Origin of the sequence: Streptomyces cyaneochromogenes (assembly GCF_003963535.1) — a bacterium.
Lineage (GTDB): Bacteria > Actinomycetota > Actinomycetes > Streptomycetales > Streptomycetaceae > Streptomyces > Streptomyces shaanxiensis.
In genome coordinates this window covers 4,455,462-4,475,071 of sequence record NZ_CP034539.1, presented here as the reverse complement: position 1 = coordinate 4,475,071, position 19,610 = coordinate 4,455,462, and the positions used below count along the sequence as shown (strand labels likewise).

Sequence of the window (19,610 nt, the reverse complement as noted above, 5' to 3'; positions counted from 1 at the left end):
GTTGCGGACCGATCGCAGGCCTGAAGCTCTATGTCGTGACCCAGACAACCGAGACGGCAGCGGCCGCAGAGGACACCCGGCCGATCAGAAGGCACCGCATCCACCGTGCGTGGTTCGTCGCCGCCGTCGCCTTCGTCACGATCATCGGCGCCGCCGCCTTCCGCTCCCTGCCGGGCCTGCTCATCGACCCGCTGCACCAGGAGTTCGGCTGGTCACGCGGCACGATCAGCGCCGCGGTGTCGATCAACCTCGCGCTGTACGGGCTCACCGCCCCGTTCGCCGCCGCCCTGATGGACCGCTTCGGCATCCGGCGTGTGGTCGCCGTCGCGCTCAGCGTGATCGCGCTCGGCTCGGGCCTGACGTACTGGATGACGGCGGCCTGGCAACTGCTGCTGTGCTGGGGTCTGCTGGTGGGCCTCGGCACCGGTTCGATGGCGCTGGCCTTCGCCGCGACGGTCACCAACCGCTGGTTCACCGAGCGGCGCGGCCTGGTCACCGGCATCCTCACCGCGGCCTCGGCCTCCGGTCAGTTGATCTTCCTGCCCGTGCTGTCCTGGCTGGTGGACGAGCACGACTGGCGCCCGGCCGCGGTGACGGTGGCCCTGGCCGCCCTCGCGGTCGTCCCCTTCGTCTGGCTGCTGCTGCGCGACCATCCGGCCGACGTCGGCCTGAAGCCGTACGGCGCGAAGGAGTTCGTGCCCAAGCCGCCGCCCGTGCCGGGCGCCGCGCGCCGGGCGGTCACGGTGCTTTTCTCGGCGGCCCGCACCGGCCCCTTCTGGCTGCTGGCCGGCTCCTTCGCGATCTGCGGCGCCTCCACCAACGGCCTGATCCAGACCCACTTCGTGCCCGCCGCCCAGGACCACCACATGCCGATCCAGGCCGCCGCCTCGCTGCTCGCGGTCATCGGCGTGTTCGACGTGGTCGGCACGATCGCCTCCGGCTGGCTCACCGACCGCTTCGAGGCGCGCCGGCTGCTCGCGGTGTACTACGCGCTGCGCGGGATCTCGTTGCTGTTCCTGCCGATGCTGATGGCCCCGAGCGTCCATCCGCCGATGATCTTCTTCATCGTCTTCTACGGCCTCGACTGGGTCGCCACCGTCCCGCCCACGGTCGCCCTGTGCCGGGAGCAGTACGGCGACGACAGCGCGATCGTCTTCGGCTGGGTCCTCGCCTCCCATCAGGTCGGCGCCGCGCTGGTGGCCTTCCTCGGCGGGGTCGCGCGGGACGTCTTCGGGACGTACGACATGGTCTGGTACTCGTCGGGGGCGCTGTGCGCGGCGGCGACGCTGATGGTGCTGGTGATCCGGCGGCGTACGGCGGACGGTGTGGCCGCGGCCTGAGTTCCGGGGCCGGTGCTGGTGCCGGTATCTGGGCCCGGGCCGATCAGGCCCAGGCGACGAGCTGGAGGATCACGCCGTTCGGGTCGGTGACCTGGAAGAGGCGCTCGCCCCACGGCTCCTCGCGCAGCGGCATGGTGATGGAGACGCCTTCGCTCCGCAGCCGCTCGTATTCGGCGTCCAGGTCGGCGACGGTGAACGCGGTGATCACGCCCGCGGCGTGCTGGTCCCTGACCCCCTCGGGCAGCACCTCGATGCCGCGCTGCAGAAAGATCACGTTGACGGCGTCCTCGTGGACCAGGGACGCGAAGCCTTCGGCGGCCATGGCCTCCCGGAAGCCGAAGTGCCTGGTCAGGAATGCGGCGGAGGCGGGCACGTCGTCGACGGTCAGGGAGACGGCGCTGGAAGTGATCTTCATGGCTTCTCCTGGAGCTCGAGAGCAATCTCTGTATGCCGTACATTATACATAGTACGGAGTTTAGGGCGTGGGGTTGGCGGACCTCAGGGGAAGATGGAGCGCATGGCCAAGGAACGAAGCGGTGCGGCCGACCCCGCTCGCACTCTGGAACTGCTGTGGCGCGAGCCCGGAAAGGGTGGCCCGCGGCGTGGCCCCAAGCAGGGCTTGACGGTCGACGCCGTCGTCCAGGCCGCCATCGAACTCGCCGACTCCGGTGGGCTGGACGCCCTGACCATGCGCAGCGTCGCCCAGCAGCTGGGCGTCACGCCGATGACGATCTACACATACGTCCCGGGCAAGGCGGAGTTGCTCGACCTCATGCTGGACGCCGCCTATCTGCAGATGCCGCGTGCCGATCACACGGCCGCCCCGTGGGGGACGAGGGTGGAGGCCGTCGCGCGTGAGAACCGCGACCTGTACCGGCGCCACCCCTGGGTGGCGACCCTGCCCACCACGCGCCCGCCGCTCGGCCCCGGGCTCATGGCCAAGTACGAACACGAACTGGCCGCGTTCGACGGCCTCGGGCTCGACGACGTCGAGATGGACGCGGCCCTCACGTTCCTGCTCGGCTTCGTCCAGTCCGTCGCCCGCGCCGACCTCGACAACCAGGCCGCCACCCGCGACAGCGCCATGTCCGACGAGCAGTGGTGGGCCGCCAACGCGCCCCTTCTGGCCAGGGTCTTCGATCCTGCCCGGTTCCCCCTCGCGGCCCGGGTCGGAAGGGCCGCGGGCGAAGCTCACCAGGGCGTGTACAACCCCGAATACGCCTTCAACTTCGGGCTGCAGCGCGTCCTGGACGGCCTCACCCACCTCGTCGAGAGCCGTTCCCGATAGCCGCGGTCCGACAGATGCGGCCACCGCCCCGCCGGGGGGACGAGGACCCGGCGTGCCTACGCCCGGTTCAGGCCCACGCGTTCCAGTGCCCTGGTCATGGCGGGCCGGTCCAGTTCCCGCCAGTCGGGCTCAGTGACGAGGGACATCAGGAGGTCCGGCGTCAGCCGGTAGCCCTCGGCGTGGCCCAGCAGTGTCTCGGCGTCGTGGTCCGGCAGGGCGCCGTGGTCCTCGTCGCCGACCGTCCACAGCACCTCCTTCCTGTCGACGAAGCGGCTCATACCGCAGTCGAGCCCGTCGTCGTCCAGGGTCGCCGGGTACGGGGCCCGGGCCCAGGTGCCTTTCTCGTACCAGTAGACACAGCCCAGTTGCCAGCCCTTCAGCAGGTCCCGCAACTCCTCGTGGGGGAGCCAGTCGGGGGCGCCGGCGAGCATGTCGACCGGCGGCTTGTGCCACTTGGCGCCGCTGGACTCGTCCTCGCCGAAGAGCACGTAGCGCCCCTCGCCCCGCTGTGCGAAGCCCCACCACGTGCAGCCGGCGTCGTCCAGATGGAGCCCCCCGTCGTCCACCCAGGTTCCCGTGCGATGAGGGCCTGCCTCCTCGTCGGCCGTGGTGGCCTCCAGCACGGCGATGAGCGCCCAGCGCGCCCACAGCACCTCCGCCGACGGCAGATCCCCGGGCAGCCCCGGCCTGTTGATGGTCACGCGCGTTCTCCGGGCTCGACACCGATCACGATCAACGAAAGGCTCTCACGGGCCGAACGGCCCTGGGGCGGGGCCCGGTTGCCGGACGGCCCAGTGCGCGACAACCGGTGAACGCCGCACAGGCATCAGGGACGAACGCTCGCCGACGCACGAACGCCATCCCTAGCAGCCGTCCTCATCCGGCTGCGAGGTGACCCGAAAAGGACGCGCTAACCCACCTCCGCTTTCTGCCGGGCTCGAGAACGCCGCCGGTCGCGTTGGCGTTCGAGACGGACCAGCAGCGGGCGGCTGCCGAACAGGCTCAGTTGCTGTACGTGGACGGGGGTCAGGCCGAGCGTCAGGGCGTGGCCCAGGCCGCTTGCCTCGGGCAGCAGTACGATCGCGCGCCCCTCGTCGGTGAGGACACGGGCGAGTTCGCGCCACCAGCGCTCCGGGTGCCCGGCGAGACGTCCGCCCGCGTCGACCTGTTCTCCCCAGGGCGGGTTGCACAGGACGCGGTCGATGCTGCGGTCGGCGACAGGGAGGGAGCCGGCGTCGCCGTGCTCGACGGCGACCGGGAGCGGCCCGGCGTTCCGCCGCGCCGCCCGGCGCGCGGCCGGATCGAGATCGAACCCGAGCAGTGTGGTGCCCGGCACCATGTGGTGGGCCTCTATGAGCAGCGTCCCCGCGCCACAGCACGGATCCAGCACCCGCTGGCCCGGACGCAGTTCGGCGGCCTGGGCCATGGCGGCGGCGACCGGCGGGTGCAGCGTGCCCGGAACGGTCGTGTTCTTGTAGGCGCGCCGGTGTGCCGGGCGCCGCCCCAGCCGCAGCAGCAGGGTGGCGTGGGTGCCGTCCATGGTCAGCCGCCACCCACTGTGGCCGGGCGGCGCGGGCTCGCCGTGCCGGCGCGCGTGGTACGGCACACCGGCGCGCGCGGCGAGCACCTGGCCGACGGCGTCCTCGATGTCGTAGCGGTTGTACGTTCGCCGCCCCAGGAAGGACGCCGAGATCTCGATCCCGCCGAACCCGGCCGCCGGACCGCCGTGTGCCCGCCGTTCCCGTGCCAGGCCCTCCAGGTCGACGGCACGGGCCAGTTCGGCCAGGGCGACCAGGTCGCCCTTGTGCGGACCGACGTCGGCTTGGCGGCGGGCCAGGAGGAAGACGTCGTCGGCGGTCCGTAGCCGTACGGCGTCGCCGCGGCTGTCACGGCCGTCGTCGCCGGTCCCGGTCCCGGTTCCGGTCCCGATTCTGTTCCCCGTCCGGAAGCCCACCTCGCGGTGGCCGATCCAGTCGACGGTCGCGGACCCTGTCCGCAGTATTTCCGTGCCGAGTGCGGGCTCCAGCCCGCGTACGCACCGCGCCACCAGGCGCGCCGCCGTCACGAGACGGTCGGCGTGCCGGGACGGGGGTGCTGAACGAACACGCGCCGTGTGCGCATGATCCTGTCTTCTCCCACGTCGCAGCCCGGGACGGTGGACGACCGTCCCGCATCATCGGCGCCGGGTTGATCCGCGTCCTGCCGACGGAGCGGCTAGCGGAGGGGGAAGAAGTACGTCATGGCCCGGGAGCGTATCAGTGCGCCTGGTGACGGGGCCGTGCCGGGACCCCTCCCGTGAGGGCGGTTCGAGCATGTGCGGGACGGGAGTTCGGCCGGGTGCCGACGCATTGGTTCTGTCGGCGGGTGGGGTGAGGTGGTCGCATGCCGAGGGTCTGGGACGAGTCCGGCCGGGAGACCGATTCCTCGATCAGGTGGCGCGCCTTCGCGTTCTGGGCGCTGCTGACCGCGGACCTGGTCGCCGTGGCGCTGCGGATGGACACGGTGTACGACAGCGGTGACTGGCCTTGGCAGGCCATATGCGTGGTGACCGCTCTGACCTACCCGTGCGCCCTCCTGGTGTTCTCCACGTACCCTCCCGCCAGCCGTGCGCTGTCCGCCCTCAAGTGCACCGCGCAGGCCGCGGTGGTGCTGGTGCTGCTCGCGTGGATCGCCCACGGCTCGGATCCCGCATGGGTGTGGATCGGGGTCGTGGTGCTGTCCGTCTCCGTCGCCGTGGGGCTGCTTCGAGCCGGTCGGCAGGTGCGCGCCGAGGAAGACGCGGAGGAACGGCGTCGGCAGGCCCGTGGCCGCTCCTGACTCCTGTGGCCCCGGTCAAGCCCTCCCGGGGACGTCTTGGAGGAACCGCCCCTTGTGGAACAGCAACGGTGCCTCGTCCCCGTCGCTCGCGCCCAGGGCGTCCACCCGGCCCACCACGATCAGATGGTCGCCCCCGGTGTGCACCGCGTGGATCGTGCAGTCGATCCACGCGAGCGTGCCCGCGAGGCGGGGGGAGCCGGACGCGGGAGCCGCGTCGTACGCCACCCCCGCGAACTTGTCCGCGCCGCTCACCGCGAAGCCACGGCACAGCTCGCCCTGGCCGGCACTCAGGACGTTCACGCAGAAGACGCCCGCGCGCGCGATGCGCGGCCAGGTCGTCGACGTACGGCCGACCATGAAGGCGACCAGGGGCGGGTCGAGGGAGAGGGCGGAGAAGGACTGGCAGGCGAAGCCGGCCGGGGTGTGGGGGGCACCGGCGGGGGCCGGTGCCGTGACAACGGCGACGCCCGTCGCGAAGTTCCCCAGCACACGCCGGAACTCGGCCTGCCCGACGGGCGCCCGCTCGTCCTCGCCGACGCACCGCAGATCAGGGCGCGGCAGCACTTCCACGGGCTCCCGTTCGGGGGCTGCCTCGACCGACCTGAGGTAGCGGACGGCGGCGGCCGCCATCCCTGCGTGTCCCATCACGCCACCCATTGAAGCTGACGGAGTGTCAGATCGGAAGGGGTGTGCGAGGCGCGGGGCATGCGCGCGTACGCTCCGCGTATGGGGTGGGACGACATGGGGCAGGGCGGCGCGGGCGACGACCCGCCCGGTGGCAGACCGGGCGGCGGGCCGGGTGGCATACCGGGCGCTGCGATCAGGGCGTTCTTCCAGGTGAACGCCGCGGCCGCGGTGTGCGCGGCCCAGTTGCCGGCGGCCGCTCTGATCTGGTGGATCGGGACCTACGTGGGCTACGACGACTACGCCGCCGGTCCATTTGGCCCTTACGTCGTCATCGCCGCGGTCTTCCTGCTCGGCATGGCGGTGCTGGCGCTGCCGTTCGTCGCCCTCGCGCACGCGGTCGTCCACATCGTCCCGGCGGACCACCTCGCGCGCCTCGCCGCCCGTCATGTACGCGGGCCCGTGTGGGCCTGGCACCTGGTGTCCGTCGTGGCGCTCGGCGCGTTGGGGGCGGGACTCGCCGCCGTGCTGTGGGACATGCCGTTCACCAGCACGGCACTGATCCTCGCGGCCCTCGGCGTGCTGCCCGTCCTGGGCCTCGCGTATTTCCGCAGGCTCACGCGGATCACCGGGCGGGCGCGGGGTTTCTGGGGTGTATGGGCGCCCTCCCTCTCCGCCTGCACCGCCCTGTTCCTGCTGGTCGTCGTCGGCGGCATGCTGGGCACGGTCACGGGGGTCCTCGGCTACGAGCCCCCTGTGCTGTCCGCCCGGCAACTCGCAGGGGTCTGGCGGGGCACGGAGGGGGCGGTGCTGCGACTGGACCCGGGCGGCAGGGCCGAACTCACCGGGCTGCCCACCGAGTCCGGCGACTGGTCCGCCGACCCGCCCTACGCCGTGTGCGAGGGGGCAGGCCGTTGGTCGCCCGGCGAAGAGGGTGGTCGCGACGCCGTGGTCGTACGACTCGACGACGGATGCGGGCAGGGCACGTACTGGATGATCGGCGGAAGCGAGCGCGAGCCCGAGCTCTTCGCCCGGTTCGGTGACCCGGACGCGGGTGAGGTGTGGATCCTCGTGCGGGGCTGAGCTCCCGCGCTCACCGCGCCCGCCCTTCCGCTTCAGCGTTCGCGCTCCCCGCGCCCCCGTCCTTCCGCTTCAGCGTTCGCCCTCACCGCCCCTTGTACTCGGCGCTCCTGCGCTCCACGAAGCTCGCCACCCCTTCCCGCGCGTCCTGCGTCGTCATGTTGATCTCCTGCGCGGTCGCCTCCGCCGCGAAGGCGGTGGTGCGGTCGGTGTCGAGAGAGGTGTTGACGAGTTGTTTGGTGAGGGCGAGGGCGCGGGTCGGGCCGGTGGCGAGGCGCTCGGCCCACTCGCGGGCCGTCTTGCCCAACTCGCCGTCCGGGACCACGCGGTTGACGAGGCCGAGCCGCTCGGCGTCCGCGGCGGTGAGCGCGTCGCCGAAGAACATCAGCTCCTTCGCCCGCTGGGGGCCGATGAGGCGGGGCAGGAGATAGGCGCCGCCGCCGTCGGGGACGAGGCCGCGGCGGACGAACACCTCGATGAACTTCGCCGATTCCGCGGCCAGTACGAGGTCGCAGGCGAACGCGAGATGCGCGCCGAGCCCGGCCGCCGTGCCGTTCACCGCGGCGATCACCGGCTTCTCGCAGTCCAGGACGGCCGCGATCAGCCGCTGGGCGCCGAGCCGGATCGTGCGGGCGACGTCGCCGGCGAGACGTTCCGTGCCGGTCGTGGTCCCGCGCAGATCCGCGCCCGCGCAGAAGCCCCGGCCCGTTCCGGTCAGCACGACGGCCCGTACGTCCGGGTCCGCGGAGGCGTCGGCGAGCAGGTGGATCACGCGTTCTCGCTGGTCAGGGGTGATGGCGTTGAGGGCATCAGGGCGGTTGAGGGTGATGCGGCAGACCTGATTGTCAGTGGCCTGCTGTACCAAGGAATCGACGGAATTTCCGGGCACACGGGGGGAATCGGGCATGCTCATTTCATTGTCGGCCGGCATCTCAGCGACACACCACCAACGCGTCCAGCGCCACCGCGCCCTGCCCCCTGGGCAGCACCACCAGCGGGTTGATGTCGAGCTCCGCGAGGTCGACCTCCAGTTCCAGGGCCATGCGCTGCACGCGCAGGACGACCTCGACGAGCGCGTCGAGATCCGCCGGGGGGCGCCCCCTGACCCCGTCGAGGAGGGCCCGCCCGCGCAGTTCGGCGAGCATGTCCCGCGCCTGCTCCTCGCCGAAGGGCGGCACACGTACGGCGGCGTCGCCCAGCACCTCCACGAGCACCCCGCCGAGCCCGACCGTCACGGTCGGTCCGAACAGCTCGTCGTGCGTGGCGCCGACGACCATCTCGACGCCTCGCTCGACCATCTGGCAGACCAGGACGCCGTCCAGGGAGACGTCCTCGTAGCGGGCGATGTCGGTCAGCTCCCGGTAGGCGTCGCGCACCTGACTGGCGGAGGTCAGCCCGATCTTGACCAGCCCCAGCTCGGTCTTGTGGGCGATCCGCGCGCCGGACGCCTTCATGACCACGGGGTAGCCGACCTGTCCGGCGGCCCGTACGGCCGCCGCGGCGCTGGTCACCAACTGCTCGCGCGGGACGCGGATCCCGTACGCCCGCAGCAGCTGCTTCGCCGCGTGCTCGCTCAGCTGCTGACCCGGGCGCATCAGTGGCTGCGCCTTGCGGAAGGAAGGCGACGGGGTGCGCGGTGCGCGGTCGAAGGGGGAGCGGTAGCCGGTGACGAAGCGGTGGTGGTCGAGGTAGGCGCGCACGGCCGTGATGCAGTTCGCCACCGTGCGGAAGGTGGCCACGCGGGAGGAGCCGAGCAGGACCTCGCGGTACGCCTGCTCGGTGCCGACCGGCGACCCCCACACCACGCAGACCAGCTTGTCCGTCCGCTCGGCGGCGTCCACCAGATCCTGGACGAGCCTGTCGCTCAGGGGCGGGAAGGGCCCGGTGATCGGGCAGATCAGCACGCCCACCGCGGGGTCGTCGAGGATGGCGTCGATGATCTTCCGGCCACGGTGGTCACCGACCGGATGGCCGCCGTTGTCCACGGGGTTGGCCACGCTCAGGTACTCGGGTATCCACTGGTGCAGCTCGGCCTGCCTGGCCTGCGACAGCACCGGCAGGTTCAAGCCCGCCTCGCTCGCCAGATCCGCGAAGTGCGCGCCCGTGCCACCCGAGATCGAATAGACGACCACGCCGTCTGCGCGGGGCGGGCGAGCGCGGGCCAACAGGGCCGCGGTGTCCTGGAGTTCGTCCAGGCCGTCGACCCGGATCACCCCGTACTGCCGCATCGCCGCGTCCACCACCGTGTCCGCGCCGGTCAGCTTGCCCGTGTGTGAGGCGGCCGTGCGGGCGCCGGTCTCGGTGCGGCCCACCTTGACGGCGACGACCGGTACTGCGCGGCGGGCGGCGCGGTCGGCGGCGAGCAGGAAGGAACGGCCGTCCTTGAGGCCCTCCACGTAGCAGGCGATGGCGCCGACCTCGGGCTGCTCGGCGAAGTAGGAGATGAAGTCGGCGGTCTCCAGGTCGGCCTCGTTGCCGGTGGGCGCCCAGTGGGAGAGGCGGATACCGAGCTCCTGGAGGGCGAAGACGGGGCGGCCCTGATGGCCCGACTGGGTGATCAGGGCGATAGCGGGGCCGTCCAGGTCGTCACGGAACCGCTCGAAGGCGTTGAGGTTGGTGTTGGGGCCCAGCAGCCGCATCCCGGACCGCGCGACGGCGGCGGTGAGCCGGTTCTGGGCGGCGGCGCCCTCCTCGCCGGTCTCGGCGAACCCGGAGGCGAAGACGACCGCGAACTTCACCTTGGCCTCGGCCAGTTCCTCGATCACCGGAAGGGGGTCGGCGACCAGCAGTACGGCGAGATCGACCTGCTCGGGCAGGGCGGCGACGGAAGGGCGGCAGGGGATGCCGAAGACGGACGGACGGCTCGGATGCACCGGGTGGAGCCGGGCGCCGACCCGCTCGGACCAGGCGATCAGCTGGCGGGTGACACCGGTGTTCGGCCGGCCCTCGGCGTCCGAGGCGCCGATCACGGCGACCGACTCCGGCCGGAAGAAGCGGTCCAGATCGGGAACGTCGGAGTACAGGGGACGGCCGCTGACGTCGAGATCGTCGACCTCGGCCGGCCGGCCGTGGACGGCGGGTCCGGGCTGCTCGCCGCATGCGATGACCCGGGCCCGGCGGGAGTCGGTGGTGAGGGTGCCGTGGGTTGATCCAAGCATCGGTCCGCCCCGCTCCTGTGTGACAGCCAATTAACTGACGCAGTGTCAGATTACAGAACTGACGCACAGTCAGGAACTGGTCGGAGCCTGAATTCAACTGTTCCGCCGGACCGTTGTGAGGGTTCGGTGCACGGTCGGGCAGTTGTTGCCGGTGCCCGTCGAATGCCCTGCGGGCCGCCGTGCGACACCTTTATCGTGGAAGCCGGGAACGCCGGAACAGGGCTGGACGGGGGATATGCAGCGATTAGTGGAAGTGCGCCTTCCGGACGGGCAGGAGATCTGGGCACGGATCGAATCCCCCGGCGGGCCGCAGGACTCCGGCCTCCTGGACGGCGGAGCCCGGGCACTGCGCGGGTTCGAGACGACGTTGCGGTCGGTGGCCGCCAACGTCCGCGACGCCGTGGCGCAGGCGGCCCCCGACGAGGTGAGCGTGGAGTTCGGGGTGGAACTGTCCCTGGGGAAAGAAGGGCTGGTCGCCGCCCTTGCCGGAACGAGCGGCACCGCTGCCCTCAAGGTGACCCTCACGTGGAGCAACGGGCCGACGGGGGGCGGGGCGCAGCAGTGATGAGGCGCTGTCGACTCGAGCCGGAGACCGGTCCATGTCATCGGCACAGCTGATCAGATCCGCGCGGGACTGCCTCGTCCAGGTGCGGGGGAGGACGGCGGGGAGCGGATTCCTGGCAGCGCCCGGGTACGTCGTCACCTGCGCCCATGTCTCCGGGGTCACCGGAAGCGCCGTCGAGCTGTACTGGCAGGGGCGCCAACTGCGGGGCACGGTACGGGCCGCTTCGCCCGCTCCCGACGACGAGGGCCTGTGGCCCTATCCCGACCTGGCCATCGTGGAACTCCAGGACCCGCCCGAGGACCACCCGTGCGCCTGGTGGCACGACCAGATCCCCGTGGGAGGCCAGCAGCTGACCGCAGCCGGGTACTCCGACAAGTACACCTACGAACCGGAAATCGTCACCTCCACCTTCACCTATCAGGGCGACCAGGACTTCCACGACGGCCTGATGCTCCGGCTGAAGCAGGACGAGGTCACCCCGGGCATGTCGGGCGGGCCGGTGCTCGACCTGAGCGCCGGCGGAGTCTGCGCGGTGGTGAAGGCCACGCGCATGGACAGCACGGACATGGGTGGTCTGGCCACACCCGTGGGAGCGTTGCGCTGCCTCGACCCGACCGCGTACCGGACGCTGGTGCGGGCCCATGACGCCCATCACGCGGCGGATCCGCGCTGGCCCGACACCCTGGCGCACCAGGACGCGCCCCGTGGGCGTGCGATCCTTCCGCCGCGCACGCAGCGCACCCTGTTCGGCCTGTTGGCCGCCGTTTCCGCACCCGCGCCGGAGAGCCTGCTGCCGGCCTTCCACGAGGCGGCCGGACGCTATGCGGCCCCGCCTCGGCTCCCGCTGCACGAACACCGCGACGTCATCAGCGAGTTGCAGGCGTTCGTGGTCGCGGAGCGCCGGGTGCCCGGCTCCCTGCTGTATGCCGCGGCTGTCGCCCGCGAGTTGTCCGGTCCTGCCGCGGAAAGGCTCCGCTTCTGGATCGAGATGCGGGTCGAGTCACTGGGCCTCGACGGCCATGAGCTGGCCCGGGAGCTCAAGGCTCCGCGCACCCGCTCCGGCGTTCCGCGATCCGTGATGATCCGCCTCAAGCCGTCCGCGGTCGATCCGAGCCGCTACCACGTGGCGATGTGGCGCTACGCGGGTCCGGACGCCATCTCGCCCGCGGCCGCCGAGTCGGACGCGCTTCCCCTCCAGGAGGCACTGGAGCACGCGCGGAGCCTGCTTCCGGAGCAACTGGCCATACTGGGCCGCTCCGGCGGCGACCCCGCGATGGTGGAGCTGATCGTCCCCCAGGACCTCATGGAGCAGGACTTCGACGAGTGGAAGCCCTGGGCGCGCAAGGCCTGGTCCAGCCTGGGCCGCAAACATCCGGTGGTGCTGCGCGACCTGGAGCGGTTCGACGACGACGAACTCCACCAGTACTGGCGCAGCCGCTGGCAGCGGTTCATGGCCGGGGCCGCGTCGGGCGGACCGGCGATGGCCCTCGCCTGCGACGCCGAGGCCGACCAGGAGATGCTCGAAGGGTGGATCGAGTCCGAGCCGTCCCTGGCCGCGCTGGTGCTCGCCGGCTCCTTGCGGATCCCGTCCTCCGGAGCCGTGCTGGAAGTGGCGCTGGCGTCGGGGGTGCCGGTGATCCTGTGGCGTCGCTCCGATCCACAGCGCTGCTCGGCTTCCGCGTACTCCGGATGCCCGCACCGGATCCCGCGCGACTGCTCCACCGCCGAGGACGCCGGGTCCTGCCCCGCCAAGGCCTTCTTCACCGACCTGCGCACCGATGTGGCGGCCACCGAACCTCCGCAGTGGCCCGAACGGGTCAGGCAGCTCCGGGGAAAGGCCGCGGCCGGCTCGACCGGCGGACACCACGCCAAGGACCTTGTGCTGCTGTGGGACGACCCCGAGCGGCGGCTCCCGGAAGCCCCGTTGCGCTACGCGTAGGAAGAGGAACGCCCGATGAGTGACTGGCTGGTCTACCGCGGTACCGGCGAACCCCACGACGGCATCGCGGATCTGCCGGAGCCCCCGCCCTGGCGTGTCTTCTACACGGACGAGCCGACCCGTTTCGACCGGGACCACGACTATGGCCTCTCCGCCCGCTGGCCGCTGCGGGCCGCCGCCTACCAGGTGGACCGGCACGCGGTGGAAATGGTCAACACCGCCCTGTATCTGCGGCGTCCGCTGCTCGTCACCGGCGATCCGGGAGTGGGAAAGTCCAGCCTGGCCTACGCGGTGGCCCACGAACTGCGGCTCGGCTCGGTCCTGCGCTGGCCGATCACCAGCCGGAGCACCCTCAAGGACGGCCTCTACCGCTATGACGCCATCGGCCGCCTCGAAGAGGTCGACAAGGTGTCCGCGGCCACTCCCGCCGACGTCGGACGGTACTTCCGGCTGGGGCCCCTCGGCACCGCCATGGCGCCCTACTCCCTGCCGCGGGTCCTCCTCGTGGACGAGATCGACAAGAGCGACATCGATCTCCCCAACGACCTGCTGGACGTCTTCGAGGAGGGTCTCTTCGAGATCCCCGAGTTGTCGCGCGTGGCCGACACCTTCGCCCACGCGGAGGTGCGCCCCGCGGACGACGGGGCACGGGTGGCGGTCACGGCCGGCCGAGTGCGGTGCAGGGCGTTCCCGTTCGTGGTGCTCACCAGCAACGGAGAGCGTGACTTCCCGCCCGCCTTCCTGCGCCGCTGTGTGCGCCTGCACCTTCCGGCGCCCGGTCCCGACCGCCTCCGCGCCATCGTCCATGCCCACCTGGGCGAGGCGGCCCCGCACGCGGAGACGCTCATCTCGCTCTTCCTCGAGCGGCGCAGCAAGGGCGAGTTGGCCACCGACCAGCTCCTGCAGGCCGTCTACCTGGCCCGGCACGCGGCCGGGGAGGCGGCGGCGGACCGCGGCCACGTCGCCGAACTCGTCCTGCAATATCTCAACCAGGACCGCCGATGAGCGTGGAGCCGTTCCGGTCCGTCCTCGCGGGGCTCGGGCTGGACCCCACGCCGAGGGAGGTCGCCGAGATCCTCTGGCTCGCGACCCGGCTGCCCGCCGCCCCCTCCACCGCCGCCGCGGACGTACCAAAAACCGACTCCCCGCAGCCACCTGCTGCCGAGACGGCGGACGACACCCTCCCGGAGCCCGCGGAGGAGCAGCCGGCCCCGGTCGCCGCGCCGGAGGTCCCCGTCTACGCTCCGGCGCCGGCCCCGACACCGGGCGACGCCTCCCGGCCGGCCGCCAAACCGGTGCGGCTGGCCGCCGATCCGCTTCTTCCCCGCCAACTGGAGCTGCTGCGCGCCCTTCGGCCGCTCAAGCGCCGGGTCCCCTCCTCATGCGTCGCCGAGTTCGACGAGGAGGCCACCCTCGAATCCATGGCCCAGCGGTCCGTACGGCATCGCAAGGGCGCCCTGCTGCCCGTCCTGCGGCCGTCGGCCGAACGCTGGCTCGACGCCGTCCTCGTGGTGGACGGCCACCCGACCGGCCTGCTGCTGTGGAGCCCACTGGCCCGTGAAGTGCACCGCCTGCTCGTCCAGTTGGGCGCCTTCCGCGACGTACGGCTGCGCTACCTGCACACTCGACCCGACGGCTCACCGGGACTGAGCGCGCTCCCCGCCCCGCGCCCGGACCGGATACGGGGCACGTCCGAGATCCACGACCCGTCGGGCCGCCGGCTGGTGCTCGTCCTCACGGACGGTGTGGCTCCCGGCTGGCAGAACCCTGCCGTCCGGGAGGCGCTGAGGCAGTGGGCGGCGACCGGGCCCCTCGTCGTACTCCAGGCGCTGCCGGAACGTCTCTGGAGCCGTACCGCCCTGCCGGCCGTCCCCGCCCGGCTGCGTCGCGCACCCAACTCGGCGGCCAATACGGATCTCGTGTACAGCGGACGTCGGCGCGGCAAGCGCGAGCTGCCCGCGGGCAGTATCCCCGTCCCCGTACTGGAGCTGAGTCCGCAGTGGCTCAAGCCCTGGGCACAGCTGGTCGCCGGGGCCGGATCACCGGTCACCGACGCCGCGGTCACCCTCCTCGCCGCCGACCCCCGGCCGACACAGTCCGTCACCGACGCCAGGTCGCCGGAGCGGCGCCTGCAGGACTTCCACGCCACCGCCACGCCGCAGGCGTTCAGACTGCTGGCCTGTCTGTCGGCCGTGCCGCTGACCGTGGCCATCATGCGGGTCGTACAGGCGGCCATGCTGCCGGGGACCCCGCCCACCGTGCTGGCCGAGGTCCTGTTCAGCGGACTCATCACCCCGACGGCGACGGACGGCCCCACCGCGCCGGCGGACGCCCCGCACGACTTCCTGCCCGGCGTGCGGGCGGCGCTCCTGGAGTCGCTGCGCGCGCACGAGGTGGACCAGATCCTCCGCGAAGTCGCCCGCTTCGTCGAACGCGGAGGCGCCGTGGCCGGACGCGTCTCAGGACTGCTCCCCGACCCCACCGGCGACGCGGAACTCTCCGCCGACGGGCTCCCCTGGGCGCTCCTGCGGGAAGAGGCCCTCCTCCGGGCCGGACTGACAGCGCCGCCCGCCGAACGCGCTCCGTCACCGCGCGTCGGCCACGCGGACCGCGCCGGCCACGCGGACCGCGCTGTGCGTACGGACTCCGCCGTGCGCACGGACCCCGCTGCGCGCGGCGCGGACAATCCGTACCGGCTGAGCGGCATCATCACCATCGCGGACTTCTCCGACGTGCACCTCGGGATCGACGCCGACGGCAACCGGGCCGTGGTGAAGACCCAGCCGCGCTACACCGAGCTGGATCCCGCGGTGCTCCAAGCGCTCCTGCGGGTGGAGGCGGAGGCACTGCGCCGTATGGCCGGCCGGTTCGCGCCGCCGCTTCTCGGCATCGACCCGGACGTCGAACCGACCTGGCTGGCGATGGGCTACGTCACCTCGGTCACCGGCCGCGCGGCGCCCAACCTGATCCACGGACCCTGGTCGAGCAACGGCCCCGCGGACGACTTCCACGCCCTGACCCTGCTGGCCCGCAGACTCGCCGAAGCCCTCGACCGGGCGCACACGGCGGGCATCGTGCACGGCAACCTCTCGCCGCACGCCGTACTCGTCGTCCCCGACACGGTGGTGCTCATCAGCTGGGTCTACGCCCAGTTCGACGGGCGCCCCCACCCCTACCCGCAGTACCGCGAACGTGCCACCGGCTACCGGACGCCCGAGGGATACCCGCAGGACGCGCCGCTGGACCCGTCCTTCGACATCTACGGGCTTGGGGCGATCGTGCTTCACGAGGCCACCCGCGACAGCATCCTCTCGCCCTCCCCTCGGGCTCTGTCGCGATTGCCGAGCCACCTGAGCGGCCTCCGGACACTGATCGGCCGCTGCCTCGACACGGATCCACGCCGACGCCCGACGGCTCGTCAGTTCCTGGACGAACTGGAGGAACTGACCGCGTCCCGCGAGGCGCAGCGGACCGAGGCGCTGGGCGATCGGCGTGGCGCCTGGGAGCGGCTGGCTGCCCTGCCGGGGCTCAGTGGGATCAAGCAGTTCCTGGAGCACTTGAGGGCCCAGACCGAGATGGCCGAGGACCTCCGCGTGGCCGGTCTCCCGGGCGCCGTCGACCAGGTGAACCCCCATCTGGTGTTCATCGGCAACCCCGGCACCGGAAAGACCACCGCGGCGAGGCTGGTCGGCGAGATCTGCCGTGACCTGGGCCTGCTCGACAGCGGGCATGTCGTCGAGGCACGGGTGAGCGACCTGGTGGGCCAATATGTCGGCGAGACGGCCATATTGATGAACGGCGTGATCGAACGTGCCAGGGGTGGCGTCCTGTTCATCGACGAGGTCCACGAACTCGCCTCCAAGCACAGGCAGTTCGGCGACGAGCTGACCAGCGCACTGTTCAGTCACATGCCGCCCATGCCCAGGGGCATGGTCGTGATCCTCGCCGGATCTCCGCAAAAGATGAGGGATCTCCTAGCGGCCAATCCAGGGCTCGCCGGACGGTTTCCGCCGGAGAACTTCATCCAGTTTCCCGACCTCGACCCGGACACCCTGATGACGATCCTGGAAGGGCTCGTCGAGGAGCGTGGCCTGCGGTTCGAAGAGGAGGCTGCGGACGGGCTGCGGCTCGTCGTCACGGCCATGCAGCGGACGAGCGACGAGGGCTTCACCAACGCCCGCGCCATGCGCGACCTCGCTGATGCCGTCGTCAACCGCTGGGCGGACCGGTCGGGAGGGGACGTGGAGGAACCGGTCACCGCCGACGACATCCCCGACGCCTACCGCGTCCAGCTGCCCCACCCCGTGCCCGACCCGTCCGCGGTGCTCGCCGAAATCGACGGCCTCGTCGGCATGCAGCCGGTCCGGGAGATCCTGGAGGACCTGACCGTCCAAGTGCGCATGCGGCAGGTCTTGGACGACAGCGGAGTCACTCCGCCCCACATGGTGTTCACCGGGCCGCCCGGCACGGGCAAGACCACGGTGGCCCGGCTCGTCGGGAGGCTGTTCCACGATCTCGGCCTTCTCCGCGGGAGGCACTGTGTGGAGGTGACGCCTGCCGACCTGGTGTCCGCTTATGTGGGCCAGACCGCGGAGCGGGTGCAGCATCTGGTGCAGAACGCTCTGGACGGCGTGCTGTTCATCGACGACGCCTACAGCCTGGGGCCGCCCAGGGAAGGCGCCGGCGGCTTCGGAGCCGAGGCGATCGACGCGCTGATGCGCGAGATGGAGAACCGGCGGGGCCGCCTGTGTGTGATCGTCGCCGGATATCCGCAGGAGATGGACGCCTTCATGGCCGCCAACCCTGGGCTGGCCTCCCGCTTCGCCACTCGCGTGTCCTTCCCGGACCACGACACCGAGGACCTCGTGGAGATCCTCCGGCGCATGGCCGCCGAGCGGGGTTACGTGCTCGCTCCGGGTGTCCCGGCCCGCGCGGCAGCCTGGTTGGACGCCGTCCGCCGCGCCGATCCGTCCGGCTTCGAGAACGCCCGCACCGTCCGCCGTCTCCTCCACCTGATGGAGACGTACAAGGCCCCCCGCTACCACCGCGCCGCGCCGGTCGATCCCTCCCGTCCCTCCCGCGCCGAGTTCCTCCCCGAAGACGTCCCGGAGCCTCCCCCGACCTGGCCGTCCCCCGGCTGAGATCACCGCACCCGCACCCGCACCCGCATCACGGCATCACGGCGTCACAGCACCGCCAGCACCTCCGCAGCCACCCGCTCGCCCGACCGCACCGCCCCGTCCATGAACCCCATCCAGTAGGTGGAGGTCTCCGTACCGGCCCAGTGGATGCCGCCGACGGGCCGGCGCAGGGCGGGGCCGTACTGGGTCAGGGCGCCGGGGGCGGCGATGGAGACGGGGCCGCCTCGGGTGTAGGCCTCGTTGTTCCAGCGCTGCAGGACGAAGGAGGTGGGGGAGGCCGCCTTCTCGCCGAAGTACGTCGCGTAGTCCTTCAGCACGGCGGCCCGGACCTCCGCCTCGCTCGCCGCGTCGAGCTTGCGGGCCTCGTCGGCCTCGATGAAGCCCATCAGGGCGCCGTAGGAGGCGTCGGGCGGGGAGTTGTCGAAGGTGGAGCTGACGACGCCGGTGTCGCTGACGACCTGGCCGTTGAGTCCGTCGGCCCGCCAGAAGGGCGTGTCGTAGATCGCGATCGCCTTGCCGACCGAGGCCATGGGCAGGCGCTGGGTGAGCTGGTCGCGGGCGGCGGGGAGGAGCGGGTCGTAGGTGATGCGGGCGGCGAGGGGCGGGGGTACGGCGACGACGACCTTCTTGGCGGTGACGGTGACGCCGTCGGCCGTGACGACGTACTCGGCGCCGGACCTGGCGATCGTGCGCACCGGGGCGCCGAGCACCACCCGGTCGCCGAGCGTCGCGGCGAGTTTGACCGGCACCAGCTGGGAGCCGCCGACGAAGCGCAGTTCCTGGGCGCCGTTCGCGGTCTCGGTGAGGCGTTCCAGGGTGCCGGGGTTGGCGGCGTTGCCGGCGGCGGCGATGTAGAAGAGCACGAACAGGAAGGAGAGTTCGCGGGGCTCGGCCGAGAAGATCGACGTGCAGGCCACGTCGAAGAGGAACTTGGCCGACGGGATCACGGCGTTGGCGCGCAGCCAGGTCTCGAAGGTCTGCCGGTCCCATTCGTCGGCCTTGGCGGCGGTCCAGGGAGCGTCGACCGGGATCTGCTTGGCCAGGTCGTCGAGGGTGGCCTGCACGATCGCGGCGTTGGCGAGTCCGGCCGCGTCGATGGGCGGGACCGAGCCGAGGATGCCGTCGGTGGCGTAGGGGGTTTTCCTGCCGTCCTTGTAGAGGAGGTTGTTGCCGGTGTTGTAGGTCGCGAAGGTCTGTACGCCGAGGGAGTCGGCGAGGGCCTTGATGCGGTCCTGGGTGGGGCCGATGAACTCACCGCCGCCCTCGGTGACGCCGCCGCCCGCGAGGTTCAGGCCGAGGACCCGGCCGCCGACCCGGTCCCGGGCCTCCAGGACGACGACCGACTTTCCGGCGGCGACCAGGTCGCGGGCCGCGGTGAGGCCGGCGAGGCCTGCGCCGACGATCGCGACGTCGACGGTGGGGGTCCCCCCGCTCGAGCGAAGCCGAGAGTGGGGGAGGGTGGCCGCGGCCGAGGCGGTGCCGGCGCCGGTCGCGGTGAGGGTCGCGGCGCCGGCGGCCGCGGCAGCGCTGCCCAGGAGGGAGCGGCGGGAGAGCCGGGGGGCTCGGGAGAGCCGGGAGGTTCGGGGGAGCTGTCTTTCGCTTGCCACGTGCGTCCTCCGTCGGGGCGAGAGGGGGCGGAGCAGAAAAGTTGAACAGTG

15 protein-coding genes are annotated in these 19,610 nt (G+C 71.9%); 8 read left to right on the top strand and 7 right to left on the bottom strand.

Features of this window, described 5'->3' with window-relative positions; genetic code table 11:
• Nucleotides 1-35 precede the first annotated feature (35 nt).
• Nucleotides 36-1,340, top strand: coding sequence for an MFS transporter (locus EJ357_RS20045; RefSeq protein WP_126392985.1), 1,305 nt, complete (start codon nt 36-38; stop codon nt 1,338-1,340).
• 43 nt (nt 1,341-1,383) lie between these two features.
• On the opposite strand, the gene EJ357_RS20040 is transcribed toward EJ357_RS20045, so the two are convergent.
• The gene (locus EJ357_RS20040) at nt 1,384-1,755 is read right to left on the bottom strand and encodes a VOC family protein (protein WP_126392984.1); all 372 of its coding nucleotides are present in this window, start codon (nt 1,753-1,755) and stop codon (nt 1,384-1,386) included.
• Between the two features lie 102 nt (nt 1,756-1,857).
• On the opposite strand from EJ357_RS20040, the gene EJ357_RS20035 reads away from it, so the two are divergent.
• Nucleotides 1,858-2,628: a TetR/AcrR family transcriptional regulator gene (locus EJ357_RS20035; protein WP_126392983.1), complete on the top strand. Its 771-nt coding sequence runs from the start codon at nt 1,858-1,860 to the stop codon at nt 2,626-2,628.
• Nucleotides 2,629-2,684: 56 nt separating this feature from the next.
• On the opposite strand, the gene EJ357_RS20030 is transcribed toward EJ357_RS20035, so the two are convergent.
• Together EJ357_RS20030 and EJ357_RS20025 are read right to left on the bottom strand one after the other, a co-directional pair.
• Nucleotides 2,685-3,329, bottom strand: a complete 645-nt coding sequence (locus EJ357_RS20030) for a hypothetical protein (RefSeq protein ID WP_126392982.1) — start codon at nt 3,327-3,329, stop codon at nt 2,685-2,687.
• Nucleotides 3,330-3,538: 209 nt separating this feature from the next.
• A complete protein-coding gene (locus EJ357_RS20025) occupies nt 3,539-4,693 on the bottom strand; it encodes a TRM11 family SAM-dependent methyltransferase (protein ID WP_126392981.1) in 1,155 nt (384 codons plus the stop codon).
• Between the two features lie 317 nt (nt 4,694-5,010).
• On the opposite strand from EJ357_RS20025, the gene EJ357_RS20020 reads away from it, so the two are divergent.
• Complete coding sequence (locus EJ357_RS20020; RefSeq protein WP_126392980.1) at nt 5,011-5,445, top strand: hypothetical protein; 435 nt, start codon at nt 5,011-5,013, stop codon at nt 5,443-5,445.
• 15 nt (nt 5,446-5,460) lie between these two features.
• On the opposite strand, the gene EJ357_RS20015 is transcribed toward EJ357_RS20020, so the two are convergent.
• Nucleotides 5,461-6,090, bottom strand: a complete 630-nt coding sequence (locus EJ357_RS20015; RefSeq protein ID WP_228473184.1) for a flavin reductase family protein — start codon at nt 6,088-6,090, stop codon at nt 5,461-5,463.
• Nucleotides 6,091-6,171: 81 nt separating this feature from the next.
• Between EJ357_RS20015 and EJ357_RS20010 the strand changes: the two genes are divergently transcribed.
• Nucleotides 6,172-7,152, top strand: coding sequence for a hypothetical protein (locus tag EJ357_RS20010; RefSeq protein ID WP_228473106.1), 981 nt, complete (start codon nt 6,172-6,174; stop codon nt 7,150-7,152).
• Nucleotides 7,153-7,234: 82 nt separating this feature from the next.
• Here the strand turns inward: EJ357_RS20010 and EJ357_RS20005 are convergent, their stop codons facing one another.
• Together EJ357_RS20005 and EJ357_RS20000 are read right to left on the bottom strand one after the other, a co-directional pair.
• Nucleotides 7,235-8,056, bottom strand: coding sequence for an enoyl-CoA hydratase/isomerase family protein (locus EJ357_RS20005; protein WP_228473105.1), 822 nt, complete (start codon nt 8,054-8,056; stop codon nt 7,235-7,237).
• A 25-nt stretch (nt 8,057-8,081) separates the two neighbouring features.
• A complete protein-coding gene (locus EJ357_RS20000) occupies nt 8,082-10,307 on the bottom strand; it encodes an acetate--CoA ligase family protein (RefSeq protein WP_126392978.1) in 2,226 nt (741 codons plus the stop codon).
• A gap of 247 nt (nt 10,308-10,554) precedes the next feature.
• Between EJ357_RS20000 and EJ357_RS19995 the strand changes: the two genes are divergently transcribed.
• Genes EJ357_RS19995 through EJ357_RS19980 form a run of 4 tightly spaced genes read left to right on the top strand, consistent with a single transcriptional unit; the run spans nt 10,555 to nt 17,952 of the window.
• Nucleotides 10,555-10,872 carry a CU044_2847 family protein gene (locus EJ357_RS19995; RefSeq protein ID WP_126392977.1) on the top strand — a complete coding sequence of 106 codons (318 nt, stop codon included), beginning with the start codon at nt 10,555-10,557 and terminating at the stop codon, nt 10,870-10,872.
• A 34-nt stretch (nt 10,873-10,906) separates the two neighbouring features.
• Nucleotides 10,907-12,811: a VMAP-C domain-containing protein gene (locus EJ357_RS19990; protein WP_126392976.1), complete on the top strand. Its 1,905-nt coding sequence runs from the start codon at nt 10,907-10,909 to the stop codon at nt 12,809-12,811.
• Nucleotides 12,812-12,826: 15 nt separating this feature from the next.
• Complete coding sequence (locus tag EJ357_RS19985; RefSeq protein ID WP_126392975.1) at nt 12,827-13,816, top strand: AAA family ATPase; 990 nt, start codon at nt 12,827-12,829, stop codon at nt 13,814-13,816.
• Nucleotides 13,813-17,952: an SAV_2336 N-terminal domain-related protein gene (locus EJ357_RS19980; protein ID WP_126392974.1), complete on the top strand. Its 4,140-nt coding sequence runs from the start codon at nt 13,813-13,815 to the stop codon at nt 17,950-17,952. Before EJ357_RS19985 ends, EJ357_RS19980 begins: the two co-directional genes overlap by 4 nt.
• A gap of 44 nt (nt 17,953-17,996) precedes the next feature.
• On the opposite strand, the gene EJ357_RS19975 is transcribed toward EJ357_RS19980, so the two are convergent.
• Entirely contained in the window at nt 17,997-19,559 is a 1,563-nt protein-coding gene (locus EJ357_RS19975; RefSeq protein WP_126392973.1) for a flavin monoamine oxidase family protein, read from the bottom strand.
• Nucleotides 19,560-19,610 lie beyond the last annotated feature (51 nt).

Coding starts and splice junctions, on each gene's coding strand:
- EJ357_RS19985 (WP_126392975.1), top strand. CDS start 12,827: ATGAGTGACTGGCTGGTCTACCGCGGTACCGGCGAACCCCACGACGGC.
- EJ357_RS20040 (WP_126392984.1), bottom strand. CDS start 1,755: ATGAAGATCACTTCCAGCGCCGTCTCCCTGACCGTCGACGACGTGCCC.
- EJ357_RS19990 (WP_126392976.1), top strand. CDS start 10,907: ATGTCATCGGCACAGCTGATCAGATCCGCGCGGGACTGCCTCGTCCAG.
- EJ357_RS20010 (WP_228473106.1), top strand. CDS start 6,172: ATGGGGTGGGACGACATGGGGCAGGGCGGCGCGGGCGACGACCCGCCC.
- EJ357_RS20005 (WP_228473105.1), bottom strand. CDS start 8,056: ATGCCCGATTCCCCCCGTGTGCCCGGAAATTCCGTCGATTCCTTGGTA.
- EJ357_RS20015 (WP_228473184.1), bottom strand. CDS start 6,090: ATGGGACACGCAGGGATGGCGGCCGCCGCCGTCCGCTACCTCAGGTCG.
- EJ357_RS20020 (WP_126392980.1), top strand. CDS start 5,011: ATGCCGAGGGTCTGGGACGAGTCCGGCCGGGAGACCGATTCCTCGATC.
- EJ357_RS19980 (WP_126392974.1), top strand. CDS start 13,813: ATGAGCGTGGAGCCGTTCCGGTCCGTCCTCGCGGGGCTCGGGCTGGAC.
- EJ357_RS20000 (WP_126392978.1), bottom strand. CDS start 10,307: ATGCTTGGATCAACCCACGGCACCCTCACCACCGACTCCCGCCGGGCC.
- EJ357_RS20035 (WP_126392983.1), top strand. CDS start 1,858: ATGGCCAAGGAACGAAGCGGTGCGGCCGACCCCGCTCGCACTCTGGAA.